The organism is Streptomyces sp. SudanB182_2057 (genome assembly GCF_964272715.1).
Lineage (GTDB): Bacteria > Actinomycetota > Actinomycetes > Streptomycetales > Streptomycetaceae > Streptomyces > Streptomyces rubradiris.
Window position 1 is genome coordinate 3,445,536 of the sequence record NZ_OZ186798.1, and the last position, 24,824, is coordinate 3,470,359.

A 24,824-nucleotide genomic window follows, 5' to 3' on the forward strand; every position below is an offset into this window, starting at 1 on the left:
CGTCCACCGGGCGGAACGCGGCCTGTGCCGTACGGTCCCCGTCCCGGACGGCGAAGTCCCGTGTGCGAACGCAGGCGTGCTCCCGCCCCCGACCGGCAGGGCAGGAGCACGCTCGGGCGTGGGGATCAGTGGAAGAAGTGGCGCGTGCCCGTGAAGTACATCGTCACGCCCGCCTTCTTGGCGGCCTCCACGACCTGCTCGTCGCGGATCGAGCCGCCCGGCTGGACGATCGCCCGGACGCCGGCGTCGATCAGGATCTGCGGGCCGTCGGGGAAGGGGAAGAAGGCGTCGGAGGCCGCGTAGGCACCCCGGGCCCGCTCCTCACCGGCCCGCTCGACGGCCAGCTTGCAGGAGTCGACGCGGTTGACCTGCCCCATGCCGACGCCGACCGAGGCGCCGTCCTTGGCGAGCAGGATCGCGTTGGACTTCACCGCGCGGCAGGCCCGCCAGGCGAAGGCGAGTTCCCTCAGCTCCGCCGCGGACAGCGCCTCGCCGCTGGCCAGCGTCCAGTTGGCGGGGTCGTCGCCGTCGGCCTGGAGCCGGTCGGTGACCTGGAGCAGCACACCGCCGTCGATGTGCTTGGCCTCGCCCGCGTTCGCGGGGGCGCCCGGGGCCTTCAGCACGCGGATGTTCTTCTTCTTGGCGAGGGCCTCCAGCGCGCCCTCCTCGTAGTCCGGGGCCACGATGACCTCGGTGAAGATCTCGGCGACCTGCTCGGCCATCTCCTTGCTGACCGGCCGGTTCACCGCGATCACACCGCCGAACGCGGACAGCGGGTCGCAGGCGTGCGCCTTGCGGTGCGCCTCAGCGACATCCGCGCCGACCGCGATGCCGCAGGGGTTGGCGTGCTTGATGATCGCGACACAGGGCTCGTCGTGGTCGTACGCGGCACGGCGGGCGGCGTCCGTGTCCGTGTAGTTGTTGTACGACATCTCCTTGCCGTGCAGCTGCTCGGCCTCGGCGAGACCGCCGGTGCCGTCCACGTACAGGGCGGCGTCCTGGTGCGGGTTCTCGCCGTAGCGCAGGGTGGCCTTGCGCGTGAAGGTGGTGCCGGTGAAGTCCGGGAAGCGGGAGTCGTCGGCGGGGGCGTAGGACGCGGCGAACCAGGAGGAGACGGCGAGGTCGTACTCCGCGGTGTGCCGGAACGCCTCGGCGGCCAGCCGCTTGCGCGCGGCGAGGTCGAAGCCGCCGTCCTTGACGGCGGCCAGGACGTCGGCGTACCGCTCCGGGCTGGTGACCACGGCCACGGACGGGTGGTTCTTGGCGGCGGCGCGGACCATCGAGGGGCCGCCGATGTCGATCTGCTCCACGCACTCGTCGGGCGACGCGCCGGAGTCGACGGTCTCGCGGAACGGGTAGAGGTTCACCACGACCAGGTCGAACGGCTCCACGCCCAGCTCGGCGAGCTGCTCCCGGTGGCTGTCCAGGCGCAGGTCGGCGAGGATGCCCGCGTGCACCTTGGGGTGCAGGGTCTTCACCCGGCCGTCCAGGCACTCGGGGAAGCCGGTCAGCTCCTCGACCTTGGTGACGGGGACGCCGGCGGCGGCGATCCGGCCGGCCGTGGAGCCGGTGGAGACCAGCTCCACACCGGCCTCGTGCAGCCCGCGGGCCAGCTCTTCGAGCCCGGCCTTGTCATAGACGCTGACAAGCGCACGGCGGATGGCCCGCTTGGCGTTGCTCTCGGCGGTCACTGGATAACTACCTTTCGTCCCTCAATGCGATAGCCGTGGCGGGCGAGCCGTCCCACGACCTCTACGAGCAGCCTTCGCTCGACTTCCTTGATGCGCTCGTGCAGCGCGCTCTCGTCGTCCTCGTCGCGGATCTCGACCACGCCCTGGGCGATGATCGGCCCGGTGTCGACGCCGTCGTCGACGAAGTGGACGGTGCAGCCGGTCACCTTGGCGCCGTACGCGAGCGCGTCGCGGACGCCGTGGGCTCCGGGAAAACTGGGGAGCAGGGCGGGGTGGGTGTTGACGAAGCGTCCGCCGAACCGGGCCAGGAACTCCTTGCCGACGATCTTCATGAACCCGGCGGAGACCACGAGGTCGGGCTCGTGGGCGGCGACGGCCTCGGCGAGGGCGGCGTCCCACTCCTCGCGGGTGCCGTGGTCCTTGACCTTTCGCACGAAGGTGGCGATGCCGGCGCGCTCGGCCCGGGCGAGCCCCTCGATGCCTTCGCGGTCGGCGCCCACGGCCACGACCCGGGCCCCGTACGCCTCGGGGCCGACGGCGGCGATCTCGTCCAGCAGCGCCTGCAGATTGGTGCCGGAGCCGGAGACCAGCACGACGAGGCGCTTGACTGCCGGGCCGGCGGAGGTGGCGGCCACGATGGGGCCCTTTCTCGGGGGTGCGATCCGTGTTCGGCCGGTTTGTACGGTCGTACGAATGCTTCACGCCCCCGGATACGGGGAAGTCTACGAAGCGGCCGGCCGTCAGCAACGATACCGGCACTCCGGACGGGCCCCCCGGGACGGGTGTCCGGCCGGACGGTAGCGTTCGCGGGGAATCACGAAAGAGCAACCTCGGGAACGCGGTCGTCGTGCGGTGCGTTCACGGAAGAGGAAGCTCACGACGGAACTGCCGTAGTCACCTAGGGGAAGACGCTCTTTTGATGCCCGATCGCAGCCTGCGACACCTCACGTTCCCGCCGCGCCCGGCCCAGGGAGGCGAGCGGGGCGCCGCACTGCTGCGCGAGCGCCCGTCCTCGCCGCCGGCCCCCACCCCGGGAGGCGGGGGCGACGGCTCCGGGCGGGGCGGTTTCGGCCAGGGCGGTTCCGGCGGCTCGGGCCACGGCGGCTCCGGGCAGGGCGGGTACGACGGCTCGGGGCACGGTGGCTCCGGGCAGGGCGGCGAGCGGCAGGACGACAATCCGTTCGCGCCGCCGCCGGAGGGCACTCCGGACCGGCCCTGGCGGCCCCGGACCCCGGGGAACGCGGGAGATCCGGGGGGCGCGGGCGGCCCCGGGTACGGGCCGGGGCAGGGTTCCGGCACGGACCAGCGGGGTCAGGGTCACGGGTACGCCCCGTGGCCGGGGGCCGGTGCGGGTCAGGGTCCCGATCAGGGCCAGGGCCAGGGTCCCGGGGGCGGGGCGCCCTGGGGCAGTCAGTGGAGCGACCGGCAGCCCGGCCGCTCCCCCGACGGCTTCGGCCAGCGGCCCGGCGGCGGACCGCAGCGGCCCGGCGGACCGACCGGCCCCGGCATGCGCTGGGACCCGAGCGACCCCACCCAGCGCCGCGCGCGGTACGCCCTGCTGTCCGGCATGTGGGCCGTCTTCTTCGTCCTGTTCAGCTGGCCGTACGTGGCGCTGCTGCTGGGCGCGCTGTCCCTGTACTGGGGCAGCAGCGCGCTGCGCGCCAAGCCGCGCTCCCAGGCCCCGGACGCCCCGGCGGCCCCGCCCGGCCGGCCGCAGACGACGGCGGCCGTCGGCGGCCTGATCACGGCGTCCCTGGCGCTGGTCCTGGTGGCCTCCACGTTCACGGTGCAGCTGGTCTACCGCGACTACTACACGTGCGTCGGCGACGCCCTCACCCACGAGGCCAAGCAGTCCTGCGAGACCCTGCTGCCGAGCCAGCTGCGGGGCGTACTGGGCGACCAGGACGGCTGAGGCCGCCTCGCGCCCGGGGCCGCTCACCCGGAGGAGCCGGGGCGGTGCTCCGGTGGTTCGGGGTCGGCGGACGGCTGCCCGGTGAGGGGCCGGCCGGCAGGTGACGGCCCGTCGGCGGGCTGGTCGGTAGCTGCGGGGCCGGACGCCGCCTGTCTCAAGGCCGCCCAGCGGGAGGCGCGGGCCACGTCGTCGTGCCAGTCCCCGGCGCGGGACTCGGTGAACGGCGTGGGGAACGGGTCCTCGGCGGGCAGGAAGTCGTAGAGGTCCTCCTCGGCGGCCTCGGCCGCGGCCTCCGCCTGCACGGGAACCTTCCTCCTGCCCCAGCCCCACCGTCCGCTGCCCGCGCCACTCCCACGGCCGCCCGGCTCCGGCACCGCACCGGCCCGAGCGGGTGCCCCGGCGGCGCCCGTGCCCGCCTCCGCCGTCCGGCCGGGGTCCGGGTCCGGCGTCTCTTCGGCCGCCCCCGCCTTCACCGGACCGGGCGGCACGACGGCCACCGTCGTGCCGCCGCCCTCGTGCCCTCGCGTCCCCTTCGGCGCCGTACTCTCCGCCCCCTGCGCCGGTCCCCCGACGGCACCCGGGCGCCGGCCGCGCAGCAGCCGCCAGGCGCGCACGAGCAGGGCCACGGGCAGCGCGAACACCGGCGTCCAGAGCCCGGCCGCTCCCCCGGCGCGCGGCCACGGCGGGCCGAGGCGGGACAGCGCGGACACGCCCAGGGGGCCGCCGGCCAGCGCGGTGAGCAGGGCGACGGCCACCGCGCAGACCGCCCCCGTCAGCAGCACCACCCCGGCGGTCTGGCCGACCGACCAGCGGGCCCGGGCCGGCTCCCCGGGCCCCGGTGGCCGTACCGCCGCCCGCGCCACGAACCACCCCGCCGTCATCCCGGCCACCGCCGGCACCACGCCCACCACCCAGTGCTGCGGCGTACCGGCACCCGGTTCCGGCACCGCGGCCAGCAGCGGGAACGGCGGCAGCAGCGGGGCGGGGTCGGAGGCGAACGGGTCGACCAGGTGCCCGGCGCCGAGGGCGAACCCGGGGCCGAGGGCGTAGGAGGCGGCCCACAGCGCGGCGTTGGGGATCAGCGCGATGCCGAGCAGCAGCACGGCGAACCGGCCCGTCCAGCCCTCGGTCAGCTGGAGGAACGACGCCCGCGCCGCCGCGCCGTGCCACACCAGCGACACCCCGACCAGCAGGGCGCCACCGCCGAGCAGCACGGTGGTGGCGGCACCGGCGGCCCGTGCCGCCGCGCTCAGCCGGGCCCGCTCGTCCGTGCCGAACAACGGTCGCCGCACCCGTTCCGGCAGCACCGCGAGGACCCGCAGCAGGGGCTCGGCCGGGCAGCCGTGGCCCGCCCACACCCCGGCACCGGCCGCGCCCGCCACCACGGCCGGGAGACACACCGTCAGCCAGCCCCAGTGAGGGCGCAGTTCGCCGCCGGAGCAGTACAGCGCCGCGGCGACGCCGACGCCCAGATAGCCGAGGACCACGCCGGTCCACGCCGTGCGCGCGGGCACCGGTGGCGGGCCGTCCGGTTCGGCGGGCGCGTCGGTGGCGTCCCGCGCCGCCCGGTACAGCAGCCACACGGGCAGGACGAGGAGCAGCAGCGGGGTGACGCCGACGGGCATGGGGGTGCCGGAGAGCGTGTCGGCGCGGATCAGTTCGACGCCGTGCCCCAGCAGCCACAGGGCGGCGGTGACGTGCAGCGCGCCGGCCGGTCCGCTGTCGGGGTACGGCGAGCTGACCCACAGCGCCATGACGAGGACCGCCATGGCACCGAGGCCCAGACCGGCCGCGACGGCTCCGGCCAGCAGACTCGCGGCGAGTCCGGGCGAGCGGTCGCGCAGCCGGGAGAGGGCGGGTGACGACGAGGGGCGCACGGTCATCCGGATCACGCACGCCATGCTCCCAACGACACGCGCTTTCCCGGTGTAACAGGCGAACCACCGATGTGTCGCTCAATATATGTTTATGTTCTTTTTCGTACGAAAGGGTGCATGGTGACGACGCAGAACCCTGCCGGCCCGCCACCGTCGGGCAGCCGCCGACGCCCGCGCCGGTCCCGGCCGCTGACGCCGGTTCAGAAGCCCTCCGGACGGACGGCCCCCGCCACCGCGGACCCGGAACCGGACCGACGGGCCGACCCGCCCGACGTCCCGTCCGAGTCCTCACGGCAGTTGACGCCCGATCAAGCCTTCGACGCCCTCTACGCCTTCTGCGCCCCCGCCCTCGTACGCCAGACCTATCTGCTCACCGGGCGCCGCGAACTGGCCCGCGAGGCGGTGGAACGGGCCTTCCAGCTGGCCTGGCAACGCTGGCCGGACGTGGCCCGGGACCGGGATCCGGCCGGCTGGGTGCGGGCGGTGGCGTACGACTGGGCGCTCTCGCCCTGGCACCGCTTCCGCCCCCGCCACCGGTCCCCGGAGCCCCCGCCCGCCGACCCGGCCGACCGGGAGCTGCTGCACGCGCTGCTCACGCTGCCGTCGGCGTACCGGCGCACGCTCGTCCTGTACGACGGTGTGGGGCTCGATCTGCCGGAGACGGCGGCGGAGACGGAGGCCAGCACCCCGGCCGCCGCCAGCCGGCTGACCCATGCGCGCGAGGCGGTGGCCGCGCGGGTGCCGGAGCTGGCCGATCCGGCCACGCTCCACCGCAGGCTGCTCGAACTGGCCTCGGCCGAGCGGCTGAGCTCGGCCCGGCCGACGCATGTGCGCACCGGCTCCGAGCGCCGGATCGTCTTCTGGACCCGGGCGGCCATCGCCTTCACGGTGACGATCGTCGGCGCGACGACGCTCACGCTGCGGACGGCGCCGACGCGCTACGAACCGCCGATCGCCCCGGCGCAGGCGGTGCGGGGGGTGCCGGCGGTCAGCGGAATGGGTCCGCTGTCGCGGGAGGAGCGGGAACTGCGCGAGAAGCTGAGGCGGGCGGAGACCAGCGGCCCGGAGAGGGTGTTCCCGGAGCCACGGTGAACACGGGCCGCCCGGGCGCCGGGCCGGGCCGGGCGTCCGGCTGTACTGCCGGGCACGGGGTACGGCCGGGCGGCGGGGTACGGCCGGGCGGCGGGGTACGGCGGGGTGGCGGGCTGTACGGCCGGGCGGCCCCTTCGGGGCGTCCGGTGAAACGTCGGCAGGCCCGCCCCGGGCGACGGGGCGGGCCTGCCGATGGTCGACCGGGCGGGTCAGGCCGAGAGGATCTCCCGGGCCAGCTTCGCCGTCTCGGTCGGGGTCTTGCCGACCTTGACGCCGGCGGCCTCCAGGGCCTCCTTCTTGGCCTGTGCGGTGCCGGAGGAGCCGGAGACGATGGCGCCGGCGTGACCCATGGTCTTGCCCTCCGGCGCGGTGAAGCCCGCGACGTAACCGACGACCGGCTTCGTCACGTTCTCCTTGATGAACGCCGCGGCACGCTCCTCGGCGTCACCACCGATCTCACCGATCATCACGATGAGGTCGGTCTCGGGGTCGTCCTGGAACGCGGCCAGGGCGTCGATGTGCGTGGTGCCGATGATCGGGTCGCCACCGATGCCGACGGCGGTGGTGAAGCCGATGTCGCGCAGCTCGTACATCATCTGGTACGTCAGCGTGCCGGACTTCGACACCAGGCCGATGCGGCCCGGCTTGGTGATGTCGCCCGGGATGATGCCGACGTTCGACTGGCCCGGGGTGATGATGCCGGGGCAGTTCGGGCCGATGATGCGGGTCTTGTTGCCCTTCTTGCCGGCGTACGCCCAGAACGCGGCCGAGTCGTGCACGGCGATGCCCTCGGTGATGACGACGGCCAGCGGGATCTCGGCGTCGATGGCCTCGACGACCGCGTCCTTGGTGAACTTCTCCGGCACGAAGATGACGGAGACGTTGGCGCCGGTGGCCTCGATGGCCTCCTTGACGGTGCCGAAGACGGGTACCTCGGTGCCGTCGAAGTCCACGGTCTGACCCGCCTTGCGCGGGTTCACGCCGCCCACGACGTTCGTGCCGTCACCGAGCATGAGCTTGGTGTGCTTCATGCCGGTGGCGCCGGTCATGCCCTGGACGATGACCTTGCTGTCCTTGTTGAGCCAGATAGCCATGGTGGTTTGAGTCCTCGTCCTCGTGCTTACTTGGCGGCGGCCAGCTCGGCGGCCTTGTCGGCCGCGCCGTCCATGGTGTCGACGCGCTGCACCAGCGGGTGGGCGGCGTCCGTGAGGATCTTCCGGCCCAGCTCGGCGTTGTTGCCGTCGAGGCGGACGACGAGCGGCTTCTCGACCTTCTCGCCGCGGTCCTCCAGGAGCTTCAGGGCCTGCACGATGCCGTTGGCGACCTCGTCGCAGGCGGTGATGCCACCGAAGACGTTCACGAAGACGGACTTCACGTCCGGGTCGCCCAGGATGATCTCCAGGCCGTTCGCCATGACCTGGGCGGAGGCGCCGCCACCGATGTCCAGGAAGTTGGCGGGCTTGACGCCGCCGTGCTTCTCACCGGCGTACGCGACGACGTCCAGGGTGCTCATGACGAGACCGGCGCCGTTGCCGATGATGCCGACCTCGCCGTCCAGCTTGACGTAGTTGAGGCCCTTCTCCTTGGCGGCCGCCTCGAGCGGGTTGGCGGCGGCCTTGTCGTGGAGCTCGTCCCAGTCGTGGCGGAACTCGGCGTTGTCGTCCAGCGACACCTTGCCGTCGAGGGCGATGACCTCGCCGGAGGCGACCTTGGCCAGCGGGTTCACCTCGACCAGGAGGGCGTCCGACTTGATGAAGGTGTCCCACAGCTTGACCAGGACGTTCGCGACCTTGTCCGCGACCTCGGCCGGGAACTTGGCGGCCTCGACGATCTCGCGGGCCTTGGCCTCGTCCACGCCGTCGATGGCGTCGATCGCGATCTTGGCGACGGCGTCGGGGCGGGTGGCCGCCACCTCCTCGATCTCCATGCCGCCCTCGACGGACGCGATGGAGAGGAAGGTGCGGTTGGCGCGGTCGAGGAGGAAGGAGACGTAGTACTCCTCGAGGATCTCCGGCGCGGTCTCGGCGATCATGACCTTGTGGACCGTGTGGCCCTTGATGTCCATGCCGAGGATGTCCGTCGCACGGGCGACGGCCTCGTCCGGGGTGGCGGCCAGCTTCACGCCACCGGCCTTACCGCGGCCACCGACCTTCACCTGCGCCTTGACGACGGACTTGCCGCCGAGCCGCTCGGTGATCTCGCGCGCCGCCTCAGGCGTGTCGATGACTTCACCGGCCAGCACCGGTACATCGTGCTTGGCGAAGAGGTCCCTCGCCTGGTACTCGAACAGGTCCACGCGCTTCCGTCCCTATCAGTGATCTCGCGGTTCGTTGGATGCGTGGGCGTGCCGCGAAGGGCAACGTGACGTCCGCTTGTCACAAGGGAGGCGCACACGGTGTCCGAGCGCGCGGCATGTCCGTCTCGCAGGTTATCGCCGCTGGAGGGGGCTCCCTAAATCGAGGGTCACACACGCGCGGTGATACCTGTCACATGATGCCGCGTTCACTGGCACGGGGTGCCGCCGTATGGGTGCGGATGCGTACCCACGGGTGGTCTGCGCGGTCTGCGCGCTCTCACCGGGCGGGGGCAGGCCCGGTGAGAGCGGGCGGCCGTCCGGGGTCAGGCCGGGTCGGGTATGGGCAGCGGGCGCTTCTCCAGGGCCGCCGCCATCACCTCGGGGAACAGGTCGGGGGTGCAGGCGAAGGCCGGTGCGCCGAGCGCGGCGAGCGCCGCCGCGTGCTCCCGGTCGTACGCGGGCGCGCCCTCGTCCGACAGCGCGAGCAGCGCCACGAACTGCACCCCGGACGCCTTCATCGCGGCGACCCGCTTGAGCATCTCGTCGCGGATGCCGCCCTCGTAGAGGTCGCTGATCAGCACGACGACGGTCTCGGCCGGCCGGGTGATCCGCTCCTGGCAGTAGGCGAGCGCCCGGTTGATGTCCGTGCCGCCGCCGAGCTGGGTGCCGAAGAGCACGTCGACGGGGTCGTCCAGCTGGTCGGTGAGGTCGACGACCGCCGTGTCGAAGACGACGAGCCGGGTGCTGATCGACCGCATGGAGGCGAGGACCGCGCCGAACACCGACGCGTGGACCACGGACGCCGCCATCGACCCGGACTGGTCGACGCAGAGCACGACCTCCTTCTTCACCGACCGCGCGGCCCGCCCGTAACCGATCAGCCGCTCGGGTACCACCGTGCGGTACTCCGGCAGGTAGTGCTTGAGGTTGGCCGCGATGGTGCGGTTCCAGTCGATGTCATGGTGGCGCGGGCGCTGGACGCGCGCGCTGCGGTCCAGGGCGCCGGTGAGGGTGGCCCGGGTGCGGGTGGCGAGCCGCTTCTCCAGCTCCTCGACCACCTTGCGCACCACCGCGCGGGCCGTCTCCCGGGTCGTCTCGGGCATCGCCTTGTGCAGCGAGAGCAGCGTGCCGACCAAGTGCACGTCGGGCTCCACCGCCTGGAGCATCTCCGGCTCCAGCAGCAGGGAGGCCAGGCCGAGCCGGTCGATGGCGTCGCGCTGCATGACCTGGACGACGGACGACGGGAAGTAGTCGCGGATGTCCCCGAGCCAGCGCGCCACGGACGGCGCCGACGCGCCGAGCCCGGCCGAACGCTCCCGCCCCGCCTGCGCCTTGTCCCCCTTGCCGTAGAGCGCGGCCAGTGCGCCGTCCATCGCCGCGTCCCGGCCGGACAGCGTGCATCCGGTGCCGTCGGCCTGGTCCCCGCCGAGCACCAGCCGCCAGCGCCGCAACCGCTCCCGCGCGGGGTCGGCCGATGCCGGTACCGGTGCCGGTGCCGGTGCCGGTGCCTGTACCAGTGCCGGTGCCTGTCCGGCCGTCGTGTCCGTCATGTGCCCACCCCCGCGAGGCTCTCGTGGTCTGTCAGGTCCGTCGGGTGCGTCGGGTCCGTCGGGTGCGTGCCGTCGTCCGGCGCCAGGCCGAGCAGCAGCCGCAGCACGGGCAGCACGGCGTCGGCGCGCGCGGTGTCCGGTTCGGCGGCGAAGCCGGGGACCGCGGCCGCCTGGGCGGCACCGCCCGGACGGTCACCGGGGCCGCGCCGGACCAGTTCGCCGAGGGTTCTGCGCACCCCCGGCTCGTACGCCGCGAAGGTGCGCCGCAGCAGGGGCAGCACGTAGGTGAAGGCGTCCGCCGGCACCCCGGTCAGCCAGGCGTCGAGCAGACCCAGCAGCCGCTCGTCGTGGACCAGCAGCAGTCCGCCCCCGCCGCCGGCGAAGCCCTCGATCCAGGCGGCGGCAGCGGCGGGCGGCGTGCCCGGCGACAGCGCGAGCCCCATCAGCCGGGCCGCCTCCTCGGGCCGCGACGCGCCGTCGTCCAGCAACAGCCGCGCGGCCCGCCCCCGGATGACACCGGGCGCGGTGTCCCGCTGCGACAGCGCCCGCAACACCCCCCGCCAGCGCTCCCGCAGCCCACCGCCGACCGCACGCCCCGGCCCGCCCCCGCGAAGCCCCCTCCTGCCGGGGGCCTGGACATCCCCCTCCTGACCGGCGCCTTCATCCCCGCCGGTTCCGTCCGCGGGCCGGTCTCCAGTGGCTGCGCCGCCGGCCGGCCCGCTCGTCGCGGCCAGGCTCTCCGTCAGCAGGCCCACCGCCGTGTGTACGGCGTCCACGTGGGCGCGCATCTCGTCCGCGGCGTCCGCGTCGAGGGCGGCGCAGGCCGGGGGCAGGCCGACGAAGACGCGCTCGGCGAGCCCTGCGGCGACCTCAGCCAGCGCCCCGGTGTCGGTGCCGCGCACGTCGCCGTAGCGCAGCGAGCGGACCAGGGCGGGCAGGGCCTGGGCCAGGTGGCCGACGTCCGTGTCCAGGGCGGCCCGGTCGGCGAGCACCCGCATCACCACCGGCAGCGCCTCCGGCAGCCCCGCCAGCAGGCACCGCTCGGCGAGCGCGGTGACGTCGGCCAAGGTGCGGGCCGCCGCCGCGTCCGCCTCGGCCTTGGCCCGGGCCGCCGCCTGTACGGTCGTCCCCCACACGCCCGCCTCGGCGACCCGCACCGACAGCTCCGGTTCCCAGCGCAGCCGCCACGTCTCCCGGAAGGTGCCCGTGCCGCCCCGGGACCGGGCCGGCTCGCCCCAGTCGACGCCGAGCAGCCGCAGCCGGTGCAGCAGCCTGCTGCGCCCGGCGTCGGTGTCGCCGCGCAGGTCAAGCTCCAGGTCGCGCTCCAGCGCCTCGGGCTTGAGCCGCAGCGAGCGCTGCCGCCGGGCAAGGTCGCGCTGCAACGGCACCGCGGGCGCCGACTCGGGCACCTCCCCCAGCGCGTCCCCGACCACCAGGCGGTCGTGGACCAGCGCCAGCGGCACGTCCGAGCCTTCGCACAGCACCGCGCGCACGGCGTCCGTGGTCTCGCCGAGGCCGGGCAGCGGGCGCCCTCGCAGCGCGGCCAGCGTCTCCGCGAGTCTGACGGCCTCGATGACGTGCGCGGAGGACACGATCCGGTCCTCCTCGCGCAGCAGTCCCGCCACCTTGGTCAGCCACCGCTCCACCGGCCGGTCGGGGGCCTGGAAGAGGTGCCCGTACCAGCCGGGCGAGTCGATGCCCGCGCCGTACCCGCCGGACCGGGCGAGCCTGCGGTGCGTCCACGGCACCCAGGTCATGTCGGTCTTGACCTTGGGCAGGCCCCGGAGCAGGGACCGGTCGGCGGTGGCGGTGGTCTTCTCGCGCAGCGCGGGTACGTGCCAGGCCCCGCACACCACGGCCACGGCGTGCCCGAACTCTTTGCGCGCCGCCCGCAGCCGCAGTCGCATGTGTGCCTCGCGGACGAGGTCCCGGTGCCCGCCGGCGCCGTACCGCTCGCGCAGTGCCGTCATGGCCTCCCCCACCGCCGTGAACGGCGCGAAGGGGTCGTCGGCGCCCGGTCCCCGGTGCTCGACGATGTCTTCCCACCAGCGCTCCGGATCGTCGTACCCGGCCGCCTCGGCGAGCACGGCGAGCGGATCGACGCGGACTTCCCCGACGTCGTCGGGACCGAACGGACGGCCGCCGGGACCGGACGCCTGGCCGTCGGGGCCCGAACCCTGGCCGTCGGGGCCGGGCGCGTGGCCGTCGGGGCCGGGCGCGTGGCCGTCGCGACCGGAGACGTGGTCGTCGGGACCGGTCGCGTCGTCAACGTCGGTCGCGTCGTCGGCGGCGCCGGTTGGGTGGTGGTCGCCGCCACCCGCCTCACCCCCACCGGCCCCGGATTCCCCCGCTCCCCCCGCCCACGCCAGCGTGTGCGTGGCCGGCAGGTCGATGAAGCGGGCCGGGACGTCGTGCTCCAGGGCCCAGCGGATGGCCACCCACTCGGGGCTGAACTCGGCGAACGGCCAGAACGCCGAGCGGCCGGGCTCGTCCACGGCGTGCGCGAGCAGGGCGACCGGGGGCCGCAAACCGGGGTCGGCGGCGAGCGGGATCAGCGGATCGGCCTCGGGCGGGCCCTCGATGAGGACGACGGCGGGCCGGGCGGCCTGGAGCGCGGCCCGCACCGCGCGCGCGGAACCGGGTCCGTGGTGCCGTACGCCCAGCAGCAGCGGCCCGGCCTCGTAGGCCGCGCTCTCCCGGGCGCCGGTCACGCGCTCACCTCGCGGCAGGCGCGGTAGAAGTCGGTCCAGCCCTCGCGCTCGCGCACGACCGTCTCCAGGTACTCCTGCCAGACGACTCGGTCGGCCGCCGGGTCGCGGACGACGGCGCCGAGGATGCCGGCGGCGACATCGCCCGCGCGCAGCACGCCGTCGCCGAAGTGGGTGGCGAGGGCGAGGCCGTTGGTGACGACGGAGATGGCCTCCGCCGTGGACAGCGTGCCGCTGGGGGACTTGAGTTTCGTGCGGCCGTCGGCGGTGACGCCGTCGCGCAGCTCGCGGAAGACGGTGACGACCCGGCGGATCTCCTCGATGCCGTCGGGCGCGGCAGGCAGGTCCAGGGAGCGGCCGAGCTGTTCGACCCGGCGGGTGACGATGTCCACCTCGGCGTCGGCGCTCTCGGGCAGCGGCAGCACGACGGTGTTGAAGCGGCGGCGCAGGGCGCTGGAGAGGTCGTTGACCCCGCGGTCGCGGTCGTTGGCGGTGGCGATGAGGTTGAAGCCGCGGACCGCCTGGACCTCCTCGCCGAGTTCGGGGATGGGCAGGGTCTTCTCGGACAGGATCGTGATCAGCGTGTCCTGCACGTCGGCCGGGATCCGGGTCAGCTCCTCCACCCGGGCCGTCATGCCCTCGGCCATGGCCCGCATGACGGGGCTGGGCACGAGGGCGTCGCGGCTGGGGCCGTGGGCGAGGAGCCGCGCGTAGTTCCAGCCGTAGCGGATGGCCTCCTCCGGGGTGCCGGCGGTGCCCTGCACCAGCAGCGTCGAGTCCCCGCTGACGGCGGCGGCCAGGTGCTCGGACACCCAGGTCTTGGCGGTGCCGGGGACGCCGAGCAGGAGCAGGGCGCGGTCGGTGGCGAGCGTGGTGACGGCGACCTCGACGATGCGGCGCGGGCCCACGTACTTGGGTGTGATCACCGTGCCGTCCGGCAGGGTGCCGCCGAGCAGATAGGTCGCCACCGCCCACGGCGACAGCTTCCAGCGGGCCGGGCGCGGGCGGTCGTCCTGCGCGGCGAGCGCGGCGAGTTCGGCCGCGAAGGCGTCCTCGGCGTGCGGTCGCAGCGCCTGCTCGGTCTGGTCGCGGTGGGGTGTGGCGGTCGTCGGTTCCACGGACACAGTCATGGCTGAGGCCCCCTCCAGCTCGGCCGGTTCGGTTCTGGCATCCACCGTGCACCACGCCACTGACAATCACTGTGACCTGCGCAAACGCACTCGCCGGGGCGATTGTCAGTGGTGGGGCCTACCGTCGGTGGCATGACTGAGCAGGGGGTGCGCTGGACCGCGGAGCAGGTGCTGGCACTGGCGCCTGACGCCGCGTCACGCAAGGCGGGGAGCAAGCTCGGGGTGGCCGGGCCGTGGTCCGGGACCGGGAGCGGAGAGGGGGCGGTGTGGGGGCGGTGCAAGGGCAGCGGCAGCAGGCCGTACCAGACGGTGGTGGACCTGGCCGGCGCGGCCGGTCCGGGATACAGGTGCGGTTGCCCGAGCCGTAAGTTCCCGTGCAAGCACGCGCTCGGCCTGCTCCTGCTGTGGGCGGGCGACGAGGACGCGGTGCCGGCCGGCGAGCGGCCGCCGGACTGGGCCGGGCAGTGGCTCGCGGGCCGCCGGGGCCGGGAGGAGGCCAAGGAAACCGGGGGCGAGGGGGGTGCGGCCGGTGGTCCCGCCGATCCGGAGGCGGCCCGGCGGCGGGCCGAGCGCCGGGCCGGGCGGGTCACGGCGGGCACCACCGAGCTGGAGCAGCGCCTGGCGGACCTGCTGCGCGGCGGCCTGGCCGCGGCCGAGCAGGCGGGGTACGGATGGTGGGACGAGACGGCGGCCCGCATGGTCGACGCCCAGGCGCCGGGCCTGGCCGCACGCGTCCGGGAGCTGGGGGCCGTCCCGGCGTCCGGCGCGGGCTGGCCGGCGCGGCTGCTGGAGGAGTGCGCGCTGCTGCACCTGCTCGGCCAGGGCTGGCTGCGCCAGGCCCGGCTGCCGGACGGTCTCGCGGCCACGGTGCGCTCCCGGATCGGCCTGCCCACGGCGCCGGAGGGCCCGCCGCTGCGCGACCGCTGGCTGGTCCTCGCGCAGTACGACACGGTGGACCCGAAACTGACGATCCGCCGGATATGGCTGCACGGCGCCGCCTCCGGCCGGACCCGGCAGCTGCTGTCCTACGGCGCGGCGGGCCGGGCCCCGGAGCTGTCCCTGCCGGTCGGGCTGGCGCTGGAGGCGGAACTGACGGCGTATCCGGGCGGGGGCCGGGCCCGGGCCGCCCTGGGCGAGCGGTTCGCCGCGCCGGCACCGGCCGCGTTCCGCCCGCCGGGGACGACCACCGCCGAGGCGGCGGCCCGCTACGGCGAGGCGCTGTGCGACGACCCCTGGCTGGAGTCGGTCCCGGTGACCCTGGACCGGGTGATACCGGTCCCGGACGGCGACCGGTGGCAGCTGGCCGACGCGGACACGGACACGGCGCTGCCGCTGACCGGGCAGGCCCGCTCCCGGCCCGGCCTGTGGCGGCTGGTCGCGCTGTCCGGCGGCGCCCCCGTCACCGTGTTCGGGGAGTGCGGCCACCGCGGGTTCACCCCGCTCACGGCCTGGCCGGAGGGGACGGGCGAGGCGGTGCCGCTGTGCTGACCGGCGGTATGCGGGACACGAGGGCAGGCGGGCGAAGGGAAGGGAGCGCGATGAACGGGACACCGAGCGGCGGGGACACGGCGATACCGGAGGACACCTGGGAGGACCTGGTCACCACCGCGCTCCTCGGCACCGACCGGCGCGCCCCGGCGCACCTCCCGCCCGGTCGTACGGCACCGGCGGCGCTGCTCGACGCGGCGGCCGTGGCCACCGTACGGCGACGGGCCGGGCTGCGCCCGGGGCGGGCGGCCCGTCGGCCCGAGCGCGCGCCCGCCGACCCGCGCCCGCCGCTGCCCGCCCCGGCGGCACGCCGGCTCACCACCCTGCTGGCGGACCGGTCCGGCGGCGCGGGCGGCGGACGCCGGGGCAGCTCCCCGGACCTGATCGAGCTGCTTCCGCAGTGGCTCGCGGCGGCCAACGCGCACGGGTACGCGGCGCCCCCGCAGGCGCTGCCCGCCCTGCTGGACGCGGCCCGTGGCCGCACCGACCTGCGTCCGGCGGCGCTGGCGTTCGCGGGCCCGCGCGCGCTGTGGCTGGCCCGGCTGAACCCGGACTGGCGGTTCGCCCTGCGCGCGGCCCCTGGCGGCGGGGCGGCGCTGCCGGACACCGAGGACGCGGAGGCGGTGCGCCGGCTGTGGCAGGAGGGGCTGTTCGCGGAGCGGGCGGCGCTGCTCGGCGCCCTGCGCGCCCGTACGCCCGCGCGGGGGCGGGAGCTGCTGGCGTCGACATGGGCGACGGAGCGGGCGGAGGACCGGCTGATGTTCCTGGACTCGCTGCGCACGGGCCTGTCGGACGCGGACGAGCCGTTCCTGGAACAGGCGTTGGGCGACCGCAGCCGCAATGTCCGGGCCACGGCGGCGGACCTGCTGTCGGCGCTGCCGGGCTCGGCGCTCGCCGCGCGGATGGCCGTACGCGCCACGGCGTGCGTGGCCCTGGACCGTACCGGGGACGCGCCGGCGATCGTGGTGGAGGCGCCGCCCGAGTGCGACGCGGACATGGAACGCGACGGCGTGGTGGCCACACCCCCGGCGGGCCGGGGGGAACGGTCCTGGTGGCTGGGGCAGTTGGTGGAGTCCGCTCCGCTCGGCACCTGGCCCCGGCGGCTGGGCGGGCGGACGCCCGAGGAGATCGTGGCGCTGCCGGTGACGGACGGCTGGCAGGGCGAACTGCACGCGGCCTGGTGCCGGGCGGCGGTCCGGCAGCGGGACGCCGCGTGGTCGCGGGCGCTGCTCGGCTCGCCGTCGGCACCGGAGGCGGGCGGTCCGGGCGCGGTGTCCCTGGCGGAGCGGGCGAAGCTGCTTGCCGCGCTGGACCCGGGCGAACGGGCCGCGTGGGTGGCCGGGTTCATCGCCACGCACGGCCTGTCGGAGGCGTTCCAGCTGCTCGGGGTGTGCGCGGTGCCGTGGGCCCCGCCGCTGGGCCGGGCGGTGGTGGACGCCCTCGACATCGCCCGGGACGCGGGCAGTTACCCATGGAGCTTCAGCGGGGTGATGGGGCTGGCCGAGCGCTGCCTGGACCCGGCCGAGGCCACGCGCCTGGAGACGCTTCTGGCGGTGCCCGACGAACCGGAGGACGCCGCGCCGGGCGCCGGCGGGTACTGGGCGGAGGCGTTCCAGCGGCTGGTCACCACGCTGCGGCTGCGGGCGGAGATGACGCGGGAGCTCATGCCGCCCGCCGGGCCGCGGGAGGAGGTCGCTCAGCCGCCGGACGCGGCCGGCTGACGGACGTTCTCCCGCACCCACTCCACGATCGCCGAGGTCGTCGCGCCCGGGGTGAAGATCTCCGCGACGCCCTTCTCCTTCAGCGGCGCGATGTCCTCCTCCGGGATGATGCCCCCGCCGAAGACGAGGATGTCCTGGGCGTCGCGCTCCCTGAGCAGGTCGATGACCGCGGCGAACAGCGTGTTGTGGGCGCCGGAGAGGATGGACAGGCCGATCGCGTCGGCGTCCTCCTGGATGGCGGTGTCGACGATCTGCTCCGGCGTCTGGTGGAGCCCGGTGTAGATGACCTCCATACCGGCGTCGCGCAGCGCCCGCGCGATGACCTTGGCCCCGCGATCGTGACCGTCGAGCCCCGGCTTGGCGACCACCACGCGGATCGGACCGGCTGCCACACCCATCACTGCCTCCATCAAGCGACCACGGAAGCGATGGCTTCCGTTCGTACCGACAAGTACCGCACTTTTGGCGCGTCCCGCCATCGTCGAAGTGAACGAACGTTATCCCCAGCATCCCGCACCGGGCGGTTTTACGGTGCGCGGCGAGGGGGAAATCACATGGTGGGACATGAGGCACACGGGGGTCGAGGACGACTCTCGCGTGCCGACAGGAGGTCGGCCAATGAAGGTCACCGGGGTACTGCCGCTCTTTTTCCCGTCCTGCCGCCGCCTGTGGCCGGGCAGACTGGCCGGACTGTCCCTGACGCTGCTCCGGGCGACGGCCCTGGAGGCCGCGATCCTGGCGGGCCACCTCCTGCTCTATCCGACCGGCCTGATCCGGGAACGCCACCCCGCCGCCCTGCCCGCCCCCGGCGACGGCACCGCCCGGCTGCCGGTCCGGCCGGCCCCGCCGGTCGTGCTGCTGCACGGCTTCATCGACAACCGCTCGGTGTTCGTCCTGCTGCGCCGCGCCCTCGCCCAGCACGGCCGGCAGCGCGTCGAGTCACTGAACTACTCTCCGCTCACCTGCGACATACGCACCGCCGCGGAGCTGCTCGGCCGGCACGTCGAGGAGATCTGCGCGCGCACCGGCAGCCCGCGCGTCGACATCGTGGGGCACAGCCTCGGGGGCCTGATCGCCCGCTATTACGCCCAGTGCCTCGGCGGTGACCTGCGGGTGCGCACGCTGGTCACGCTGGGCACCCCGCACTCGGGGACCCGGGTGGCACCGCTGGCGGACGCGCATCCGATCGTGCGGCAGATGCGGCCGGGCTCGGCGGTGATCGAGGAACTGGCCCGGCCCGCGCCCGGCTGCCGGACCCGGTTCGTGAGCTTCTGGAGCGACCTGGACTCGCTCATGGACCCGCTGGAGACGGCCTGCCTGGACCATCCCGACCTGGACGCGCACAACGTCCGGGTCAGCGGCATCGGTCATCTCGCCCTGCCCGTGCACCCGGCCGTGGCCGCCGTCATACGCGAGGCACTCGACGCCCCGCGTCCCGGGGACCGGTCCACCGGCGGCCTGACGGTGGCCTGACGACGACCTGGGGCAGGCCGCGCGGAGACGCGCACGGGCGCCTCACAGGACGTACACAGTCGGCACAAATCGCCGCTCGACATCGAACATTCTTCGAACGCAAGGCCAAAGTCGCGTTGGGAGCCCCCGAAACACGGCCGAATGCCCGTTTACGGCCCACGCGAAACCGTCCGAAGATTGTCGCGCCCAGGTACCGCCGGGTACAGTCGCCGCACTGCTCTGGCAGCCCCTGTTGTCGAGGCGAAAGAGAAGTTGGTGAACGACCGTCACCCGTCGGGGACGATGACCACCCCGGCCCCGGCTTCCGACGCCTCCACCGGGCACTACGCGCCGTACGGAGCACAGGAAGCCTCCTACGACGACCTCACCACGTACGGCGGCTACGACGCCACCGGTTTTACCGACGGTTCCGGCAGCACGGCCTTCCACACGGACCCGCTCTTCGGCAGCCTCCCGGGCAGCGAGCCGACCACCGGCGCGTACGGCACCGGCCAGTGGCAGACCGGCACCGGCGAGTTCCCGGCCTACGACGCGTACGCGGCCGGACACGCCGGCGCCTACGACTCCGGTGTCTACGACAGCACCGCCTGGAGCGTCCCCGCGCAGGCCACCGGAAACGATGTCAGCGGCCAGTGGGACACGAGCACCTGGCAGCAGACCGGTCCCTCGGGCACCGCCGACACCACCCAGCAGTGGACGTGGGGCACCCAGTCCTTCGACACGGGCGCGTACGACGCCACGCAGTGGAACTCCGCCGGACAGACCGCGCCGGCCGAACCCGAGCAGGACGGGGAGCCGTTCGACCAGCAGCCCACCGCGACGTTCGAGGCGGTCGGCGTCCCCGCCCCGGGCGGACCGGCCACGCCCACGGCCTTCGCGCGGGAGCCGTACGGCGACGCCGGGCTCACCGAGCCGCCGTCCGCCTCCGGCGAAGCGGACGCCACCGGCGAACTGCCCGCCCTGGGCGACCTGCTGGACGGCCAGGAGGAGATCACCCCGGTGCCGGCGGCCCGCACGGGCTCACGCGGCGCGGCCCGCTCCCGGCGCCGTACGCCCGCCAAGCGCTCGGCGCTGCTGACCGTCGCCGTGCCCTCGGCCTGCGTGATGGGGGTCGCGGGGATCGCCGCCGCCTCGGTCGGCGCGCTCAGCGACGACCCCAAGGACACCTCCACCACCGCCGCGGACGCGCAGCCGGTCAAGCCCGCGGTCGCCAACAGCAAGCTGGACTCCCAGCTCCAGACCCTCTCCGCCGGTGCCGACGACTTCGCCGACCGGGCGAGCCGCACCCAGGAGCGGATCGACCTCAAGGCACAGCAGGAACTGGAGAAGAAGAAGGCGGCGGCAGCGGCCGCGCTCAAGGAGCGGTTGCGCCCCAAGTTCGCGCTGCCGGTCGCGCAGCACGGGCTCAGCGCCTACTACGGCCAAGCCGGCATCAACTGGATGTCGGTGCACACCGGCATCGACTTCCCGGTCGCCTACGGCACCCCGGTCCTGGCCGCCACCGACGGCACCGTCACCACCAAGCTGAACAGCGCCTACGGCAACATGATGATCGTGACGGCGAAGGACGGCACGGAGACCTGGTACTGCCACCTGTCCAGCTACCGCGTCGCCCCCGGTACGACCGTCAAGGCCGGCGAGCCCATCGCCTACTCCGGCGACTCGGGCAACTCCACCGGCCCGCACCTGCACTTCGAGGTACGGCCGGCGGGCGGATCGGCCATCGACCCCCTGTCGTGGCTGCGCAGCCACGGCCTGGACCCCACCTAGCCGACAGGGCCCCGCTTCCCGGCGGGGCCCTTCTTCTCGCGGGCTACAGCTTCTCCACCGGCGCGTACCGCAGCAGCAGCCGCTTGGGCTTGGCGTCGCCGAAGTCGATCGTCGCCTCCGCGTTGGCGCCCGTGCCCTTCACCGCGACGACCGTGCCGAGCCCGAACTGGTCGTGCGTGACCCGGTCCCCGACGGCCAGCGCGGCCACCGGCTTCTCCGCCGTGCGCCGGGTGGCGAAGCCGGACGCCCCCGAAGCCGAGGAACGCGAACGGGACGAGGACAGCGAGGCCGCGACCCCGGACGCCGGCGCCGTGGCGCCGGTCCGCTTCCACTCCACGTGGGCGGGCGGGATCTCCTCCAGGAAGCGGGAGGGCGGGTTGTACGACGGCTGGCCCCAGGCGCTGCGCAGCGCCGCGCGCGTGAGGTACAGCCGCTCCCGCGCGCGCGTGATGCCGACGTACGCCAGGCGCCGCTCCTCCTCCAGCTCCTTGGTCTGGCCGAGGGCCCGCATGTGCGGGAAGACGCCGTCCTCCATGCCGGTCAGGAACACCACCGGGAACTCCAGGCCCTTGGCGGTGTGCAGGGTCATCAGCGTGATGACGCCGCCGCCGTCCTCCTCGTCGGGGATCTGGTCGGAGTCGGCGACCAGGGCGACCTGCTCCAGGAAGTCGGCCAGCGTCCCCTGCTCCCCCTCCCCGCGCTCCTGCTCGAACTCCAGGGCGACGGCCGCGAGTTCCTGGAGGTTCTCGATCCGGGTCTCGTCCTGCGGGTCGGTGGAGGACTGGAGTTCGGCCAGGTATCCGGTGCGTTCCAGGATCGCTTCGAGGACGGTGGCCGGTCCGGCACCGGACTCGACGATCGTGCGCAGCTCCTCCATCAGCGTGTTGAACCGCTTGACCGCGTTGGTGGAGCGCGCGGCCATGCCGTACGCCTCGTCCACCCGCTTCAGGGCCTGCGGGAAGCTGATCTTCTCGCGCTGGGCGAGGGCGTCGATCATCGCCTCCGCGCGCTCGCCGATGCCCCGCTTGGGCACGTTGAGGATGCGGCGCAGCGGTACCGAGTCCTCGGGGTTGGCGAGGACGCGCAGGTAGGCGAGGACGTCCCGGACCTCCTTGCGCTCGTAGAAGCGGACCCCGCCGACGACCTTGTAGGGCAGGCCGACCCGGATGAAGACCTCTTCGAAGACACGGGACTGGGCGTTGGTGCGGTAGAAGACGGCGACGTCCGAGGCGCGCGCCTCGCCCGCGTCGACCAGGCGGTCTATCTCGTCGGCGACGAACTGGGCCTCGTCGTGCTCGGTGTCGGCGACGTACCCGACGATCCGGGAGCCCTGGCCCGCGTTGGTCCACAGGTTCTTCGGGCGGCGGGACTCGTTGCGCTCGATGACCGCGTTGGCGGCGGACAGGATGGTCTGCGTGGAGCGGTAGTTCTGCTCCAGCAGGATCGTCGTCGCGTCCGGGTAGTCCTCCTCGAACTGGAGGATGTTGCGGATCGTCGCGCCCCGGAAGGCGTAGATCGACTGGTCCGCGTCACCCACGACGCACAGCTCGGCCGGCGGGACATCGTACTCGCCCGGCGGGGTCTCCCCCTCGCCGGCGGCGCGCTCCCCCGTGCCCACGAGTTCCCGGACAAGGGCGTACTGGGCGTGGTTGGTGTCCTGGTACTCGTCGACCAGGACGTGCCGGAAGCGGCGGCGGTAGTGCTCGGCGACATCCGGGAAGGCGCGCAGCAGGTTGACCGTCGTCATGATCAGGTCGTCGAAGTCCAGCGCGTTGGCCTCGCGCAGCCGCGACTGGTAGAGCGCGTACGCCTGCGCCAGGGTCTTCTCGAAGCCGTCGGCGGCCTGGGCGGCGAAGTCCTCCTCGTCGATCAGCTCGTTCTTCAGGTTGCTGATCTTGGCGCTGAAGGACTTGGGCGGGAAGCGCTTGGGGTCGAGGTCCAGGTCGCGGCAGACGAGGGCCATCAGGCGCTTGCTGTCGGCGGCGTCGTAGATCGAGAACGACGAGGTGAAGCCGAGCTTCTTGCTCTCCCGGCGCAGGATGCGCACGCACGCGCTGTGGAAGGTCATCACCCACATCGCGTTCGCGCGCGGGCCAACGAGTTGCTCGACGCGCTCCTTCATCTCGCCCGCGGCCTTGTTGGTGAAGGTGATCGCGAGGATCTGGCCCGGGTGGACGTTCCGCTCGGCCAGCAGGTGGGCGATGCGGTGGGTGAGCACCCGGGTCTTGCCGGAGCCGGCGCCGGCGACGATGAGCAGCGGGGAGCCGGCGTGCACGACAGCGGCGCGCTGGTTCTCGTTCAGCCCCTCCAGAAGGGCCGCCGGGTCCAGCGCGGGGCGCGGGGCGCCGTCGCGGTAGTGGGTGTCCCGGTCCGGCGGCGTGTCGAACTTCCCGCCGAACAGATCGTCCGGAATCGACTCCGGAGCGTGATCGTCCTCGGGCGGCGGCGGGGGCTCCTCCTCGTGCCCGCGAGGGGGCCGGAGGTCCGCCAGGAAGCTGTCGTCAAAGAGGCTGCTCATCGCTCTCCGAGTCTAGGGCGCCCCACCGACAACCGGTCGCCGTCCCCGGAACATGGCCCGTTCCCGGGGCGGTTGATCTTCCCTGCGCACCGCGTCACCCAGCGGAAACACCTGGTCACCCATGCGCGGCCGGCCCCCAGGTTACGGAAAGGTATCGGACATGGTGTGCGCCAACCTTCACACAAGCCTCACGAGTTGGCTAGGTTGCCGTCAGGCCGCACGACCGCCCTCCGGCGAACCTCGCCGGGCCGTACGGCCTCCGCCGAGCCCGGCGCGCCCCGCGCGGTGCCCGGAGCCGGGGCCCCACCGATCCCGGGCCGAATCGGCCGACTCCCGCCCGGGTCGAAGCCGTGGGGCGCCCTGTGCCGGCGGCAGCACGGAAGGAGTGGCCCCCCTTGGCGTCGCACCGCAAGCCGCGCCCCGGCGGCAGCCGGCCGGCAGTCGTCCCCACCCCCACCATGACCTCCATGGCGGTGTTCTCCCGCCCCACCGAAACCGCCCCCACGCCCGGCCAGGGCGTCCCGACTCCGGAGGAGATCGCCCGCAAGGTCGACGACTTCTACCGCCAGGCGGAGTCGGCGCTCGCCGCCTCCGCTGAGGGGAACGGGGTTGGGGAGCGGTGGGGGCGGGGGGATCGGGGGGTGCGTACGGCACGGGGTGGGCGGGGGCAGCAGGGGGTGCGCGCGGCGCAGGGTGGACCTGGGGCGCAACGGGTCGGGGGGAGTGAGGCTGAGCGGGCGCGGTTCGCGGATGGGGACGGGCGTGGGAAGTCGGGGACATACGCGGCGCAGGACGTGCCTGGGGAGCGGGGCGGGAGGGCCTACGGCAGTGAGCGGGGCGAGTGGGCCCGGCGCGCCGACACGGCCGGGGGCGGGCCACGAGACGGAAGCGCCGGGCGGGACGGGGATGCCGAGCAGGGCGAGAGCCGCGGACAGGGCGGGGGCGGCGGACAGGGCGGAGACGTCGGACAGAAGGGGCGTCGGGAACCGGCCGAGTGGGCCGTGCCGGCCGAACGTGCCGGGATTTCGCTTACTGCGGAGGGCAGCCTCCAGCGGCTCCGTGACGAGATCGCGCGGCGGGCCCGGCAGCGGAGTCTGCCCGGCGCGCGCGGCATGGTCCCGGCGCAGCGCGGCACCAGGCAGTCCGGGCCGGGCATGGGCCAGGCCGGATTTGACACTGCACAGGCCGAGCCCGGCACCACACAGGCCGAGCCCGGCCCCAGCCAGGTACCGCTCGGGAGTGGCCACGTCACGCACGGGACCGGCCGCACCGCTCAAGTCACCGGCCAAGTCAGCCGCCGTACCGGCGAAGTCGAACGCGCCCCCCTCCCCGCCGGAAGCCCGGCGGCCCTCGCCCCACCTCTCCAGCCCACGGCGCCCTGTCAAGCCATGCAGAACCCGCCGACCGCTCAGGAAACCGTCAGCGTGGCAGCACCGACGGGCAGCAGGCTGGAGCCCATCAATCGTCGGCTGGAGCCCACGCCCACCGCCCGTCGGTCGGACGCCACCACCCCCCGGTCGGGCGCCCCCGCCAGCGGGCCGAAGGCCGTCAAGGTCGTCACGAGGGAAAAGCTCACCCACGCGCGCGTGCTGCTGTAT

Annotated in this window: 16 protein-coding genes; 6 read left to right on the plus strand and 10 right to left on the minus strand. The window is 74.3% G+C overall.

Annotated elements, in window-relative coordinates; genetic code table 11:
• Positions 1–125 precede the first annotated feature (125 nt).
• Positions 126–1,691: a bifunctional phosphoribosylaminoimidazolecarboxamide formyltransferase/IMP cyclohydrolase gene (gene purH, locus ACSURM_RS14725; protein WP_436955425.1), complete on the minus strand. Its 1,566-nt coding sequence runs from the start codon at positions 1,689–1,691 to the stop codon at positions 126–128.
• Positions 1,688–2,326: a phosphoribosylglycinamide formyltransferase gene (purN, locus tag ACSURM_RS14730; RefSeq protein WP_436955426.1), complete on the minus strand. Its 639-nt coding sequence runs from the start codon at positions 2,324–2,326 to the stop codon at positions 1,688–1,690. Before purN ends, purH begins: the two co-directional genes overlap by 4 nt.
• A 284-nt stretch (positions 2,327–2,610) precedes the next feature.
• Between purN and ACSURM_RS14735 the strand changes: the two genes are divergently transcribed.
• Entirely contained in the window at positions 2,611–3,603 is a 993-nt protein-coding gene (locus tag ACSURM_RS14735; RefSeq protein ID WP_436955427.1) for a hypothetical protein, read from the plus strand.
• Positions 3,604–3,626: 23 nt separating this feature from the next.
• Here the strand turns inward: ACSURM_RS14735 and ACSURM_RS14740 are convergent, their stop codons facing one another.
• Positions 3,627–5,504 carry a cell division protein PerM gene (locus tag ACSURM_RS14740; protein WP_436955428.1) on the minus strand — a complete coding sequence of 626 codons (1,878 nt, stop codon included), beginning with the start codon at positions 5,502–5,504 and terminating at the stop codon, positions 3,627–3,629.
• Between the two features lie 93 nt (positions 5,505–5,597).
• Here ACSURM_RS14740 and ACSURM_RS14745 point away from each other — a divergent pair, with 93 nt between their 5' ends.
• On the plus strand, positions 5,598–6,572 hold the full coding sequence (locus tag ACSURM_RS14745) for an RNA polymerase sigma factor (protein ID WP_436955429.1): 975 nt from the start codon (positions 5,598–5,600) through the stop codon (positions 6,570–6,572).
• A gap of 209 nt (positions 6,573–6,781) precedes the next feature.
• On the opposite strand, the gene sucD is transcribed toward ACSURM_RS14745, so the two are convergent.
• The 5 genes from sucD to ACSURM_RS14770 all read right to left on the minus strand — a co-directional run bounded on the left by sucD (position 6,782) and on the right by ACSURM_RS14770 (position 14,256).
• Positions 6,782–7,666, minus strand: coding sequence for a succinate--CoA ligase subunit alpha (gene sucD, locus ACSURM_RS14750; RefSeq protein ID WP_436955430.1), 885 nt, complete (start codon positions 7,664–7,666; stop codon positions 6,782–6,784).
• A 26-nt stretch (positions 7,667–7,692) separates the two neighbouring features.
• Positions 7,693–8,868, minus strand: coding sequence for an ADP-forming succinate--CoA ligase subunit beta (sucC, locus tag ACSURM_RS14755; protein WP_436955431.1), 1,176 nt, complete (start codon positions 8,866–8,868; stop codon positions 7,693–7,695).
• A 323-nt stretch (positions 8,869–9,191) separates the two neighbouring features.
• The gene (locus tag ACSURM_RS14760; RefSeq protein WP_436955432.1) at positions 9,192–10,418 is read right to left on the minus strand and encodes a VWA domain-containing protein; all 1,227 of its coding nucleotides are present in this window, start codon (positions 10,416–10,418) and stop codon (positions 9,192–9,194) included.
• On the minus strand, positions 10,415–13,129 hold the full coding sequence (locus ACSURM_RS14765) for a DUF5682 family protein (protein WP_436955433.1): 2,715 nt from the start codon (positions 13,127–13,129) through the stop codon (positions 10,415–10,417). The genes ACSURM_RS14760 and ACSURM_RS14765 overlap by 4 nt, the downstream gene beginning before the upstream one ends.
• Complete coding sequence (locus ACSURM_RS14770; RefSeq protein ID WP_436955434.1) at positions 13,126–14,256, minus strand: ATP-binding protein; 1,131 nt, start codon at positions 14,254–14,256, stop codon at positions 13,126–13,128. The genes ACSURM_RS14765 and ACSURM_RS14770 overlap by 4 nt, the downstream gene beginning before the upstream one ends.
• A 132-nt stretch (positions 14,257–14,388) precedes the next feature.
• Here ACSURM_RS14770 and ACSURM_RS14775 point away from each other — a divergent pair, with 132 nt between their 5' ends.
• Positions 14,389–15,744: an SWIM zinc finger family protein gene (locus ACSURM_RS14775; RefSeq protein WP_436955435.1), complete on the plus strand. Its 1,356-nt coding sequence runs from the start codon at positions 14,389–14,391 to the stop codon at positions 15,742–15,744.
• Between the two features lie 50 nt (positions 15,745–15,794).
• The gene (locus ACSURM_RS14780; protein WP_436955436.1) at positions 15,795–17,465 is read left to right on the plus strand and encodes a DUF5691 domain-containing protein; all 1,671 of its coding nucleotides are present in this window, start codon (positions 15,795–15,797) and stop codon (positions 17,463–17,465) included.
• Here the strand turns inward: ACSURM_RS14780 and ACSURM_RS14785 are convergent.
• The gene (locus ACSURM_RS14785; protein ID WP_436955437.1) at positions 17,441–17,863 is read right to left on the minus strand and encodes a cobalamin B12-binding domain-containing protein; all 423 of its coding nucleotides are present in this window, start codon (positions 17,861–17,863) and stop codon (positions 17,441–17,443) included. The genes ACSURM_RS14780 and ACSURM_RS14785 overlap by 25 nt on opposite strands.
• Before the next feature lie 220 nt (positions 17,864–18,083).
• On the opposite strand from ACSURM_RS14785, the gene ACSURM_RS14790 reads away from it, so the two are divergent.
• Positions 18,084–18,938, plus strand: a complete 855-nt coding sequence (locus tag ACSURM_RS14790) for an esterase/lipase family protein (RefSeq protein WP_436955438.1) — start codon at positions 18,084–18,086, stop codon at positions 18,936–18,938.
• A gap of 255 nt (positions 18,939–19,193) precedes the next feature.
• Positions 19,194–20,708, plus strand: coding sequence for a peptidoglycan DD-metalloendopeptidase family protein (locus ACSURM_RS14795; RefSeq protein ID WP_436955439.1), 1,515 nt, complete (start codon positions 19,194–19,196; stop codon positions 20,706–20,708).
• Between the two features lie 43 nt (positions 20,709–20,751).
• Here the strand turns inward: ACSURM_RS14795 and pcrA are convergent, their stop codons facing one another.
• Positions 20,752–23,226, minus strand: coding sequence for a DNA helicase PcrA (gene pcrA / locus ACSURM_RS14800; RefSeq protein WP_436955440.1), 2,475 nt, complete (start codon positions 23,224–23,226; stop codon positions 20,752–20,754).
• Between the last annotated feature and the right edge of the window lie 1,598 nt (positions 23,227–24,824).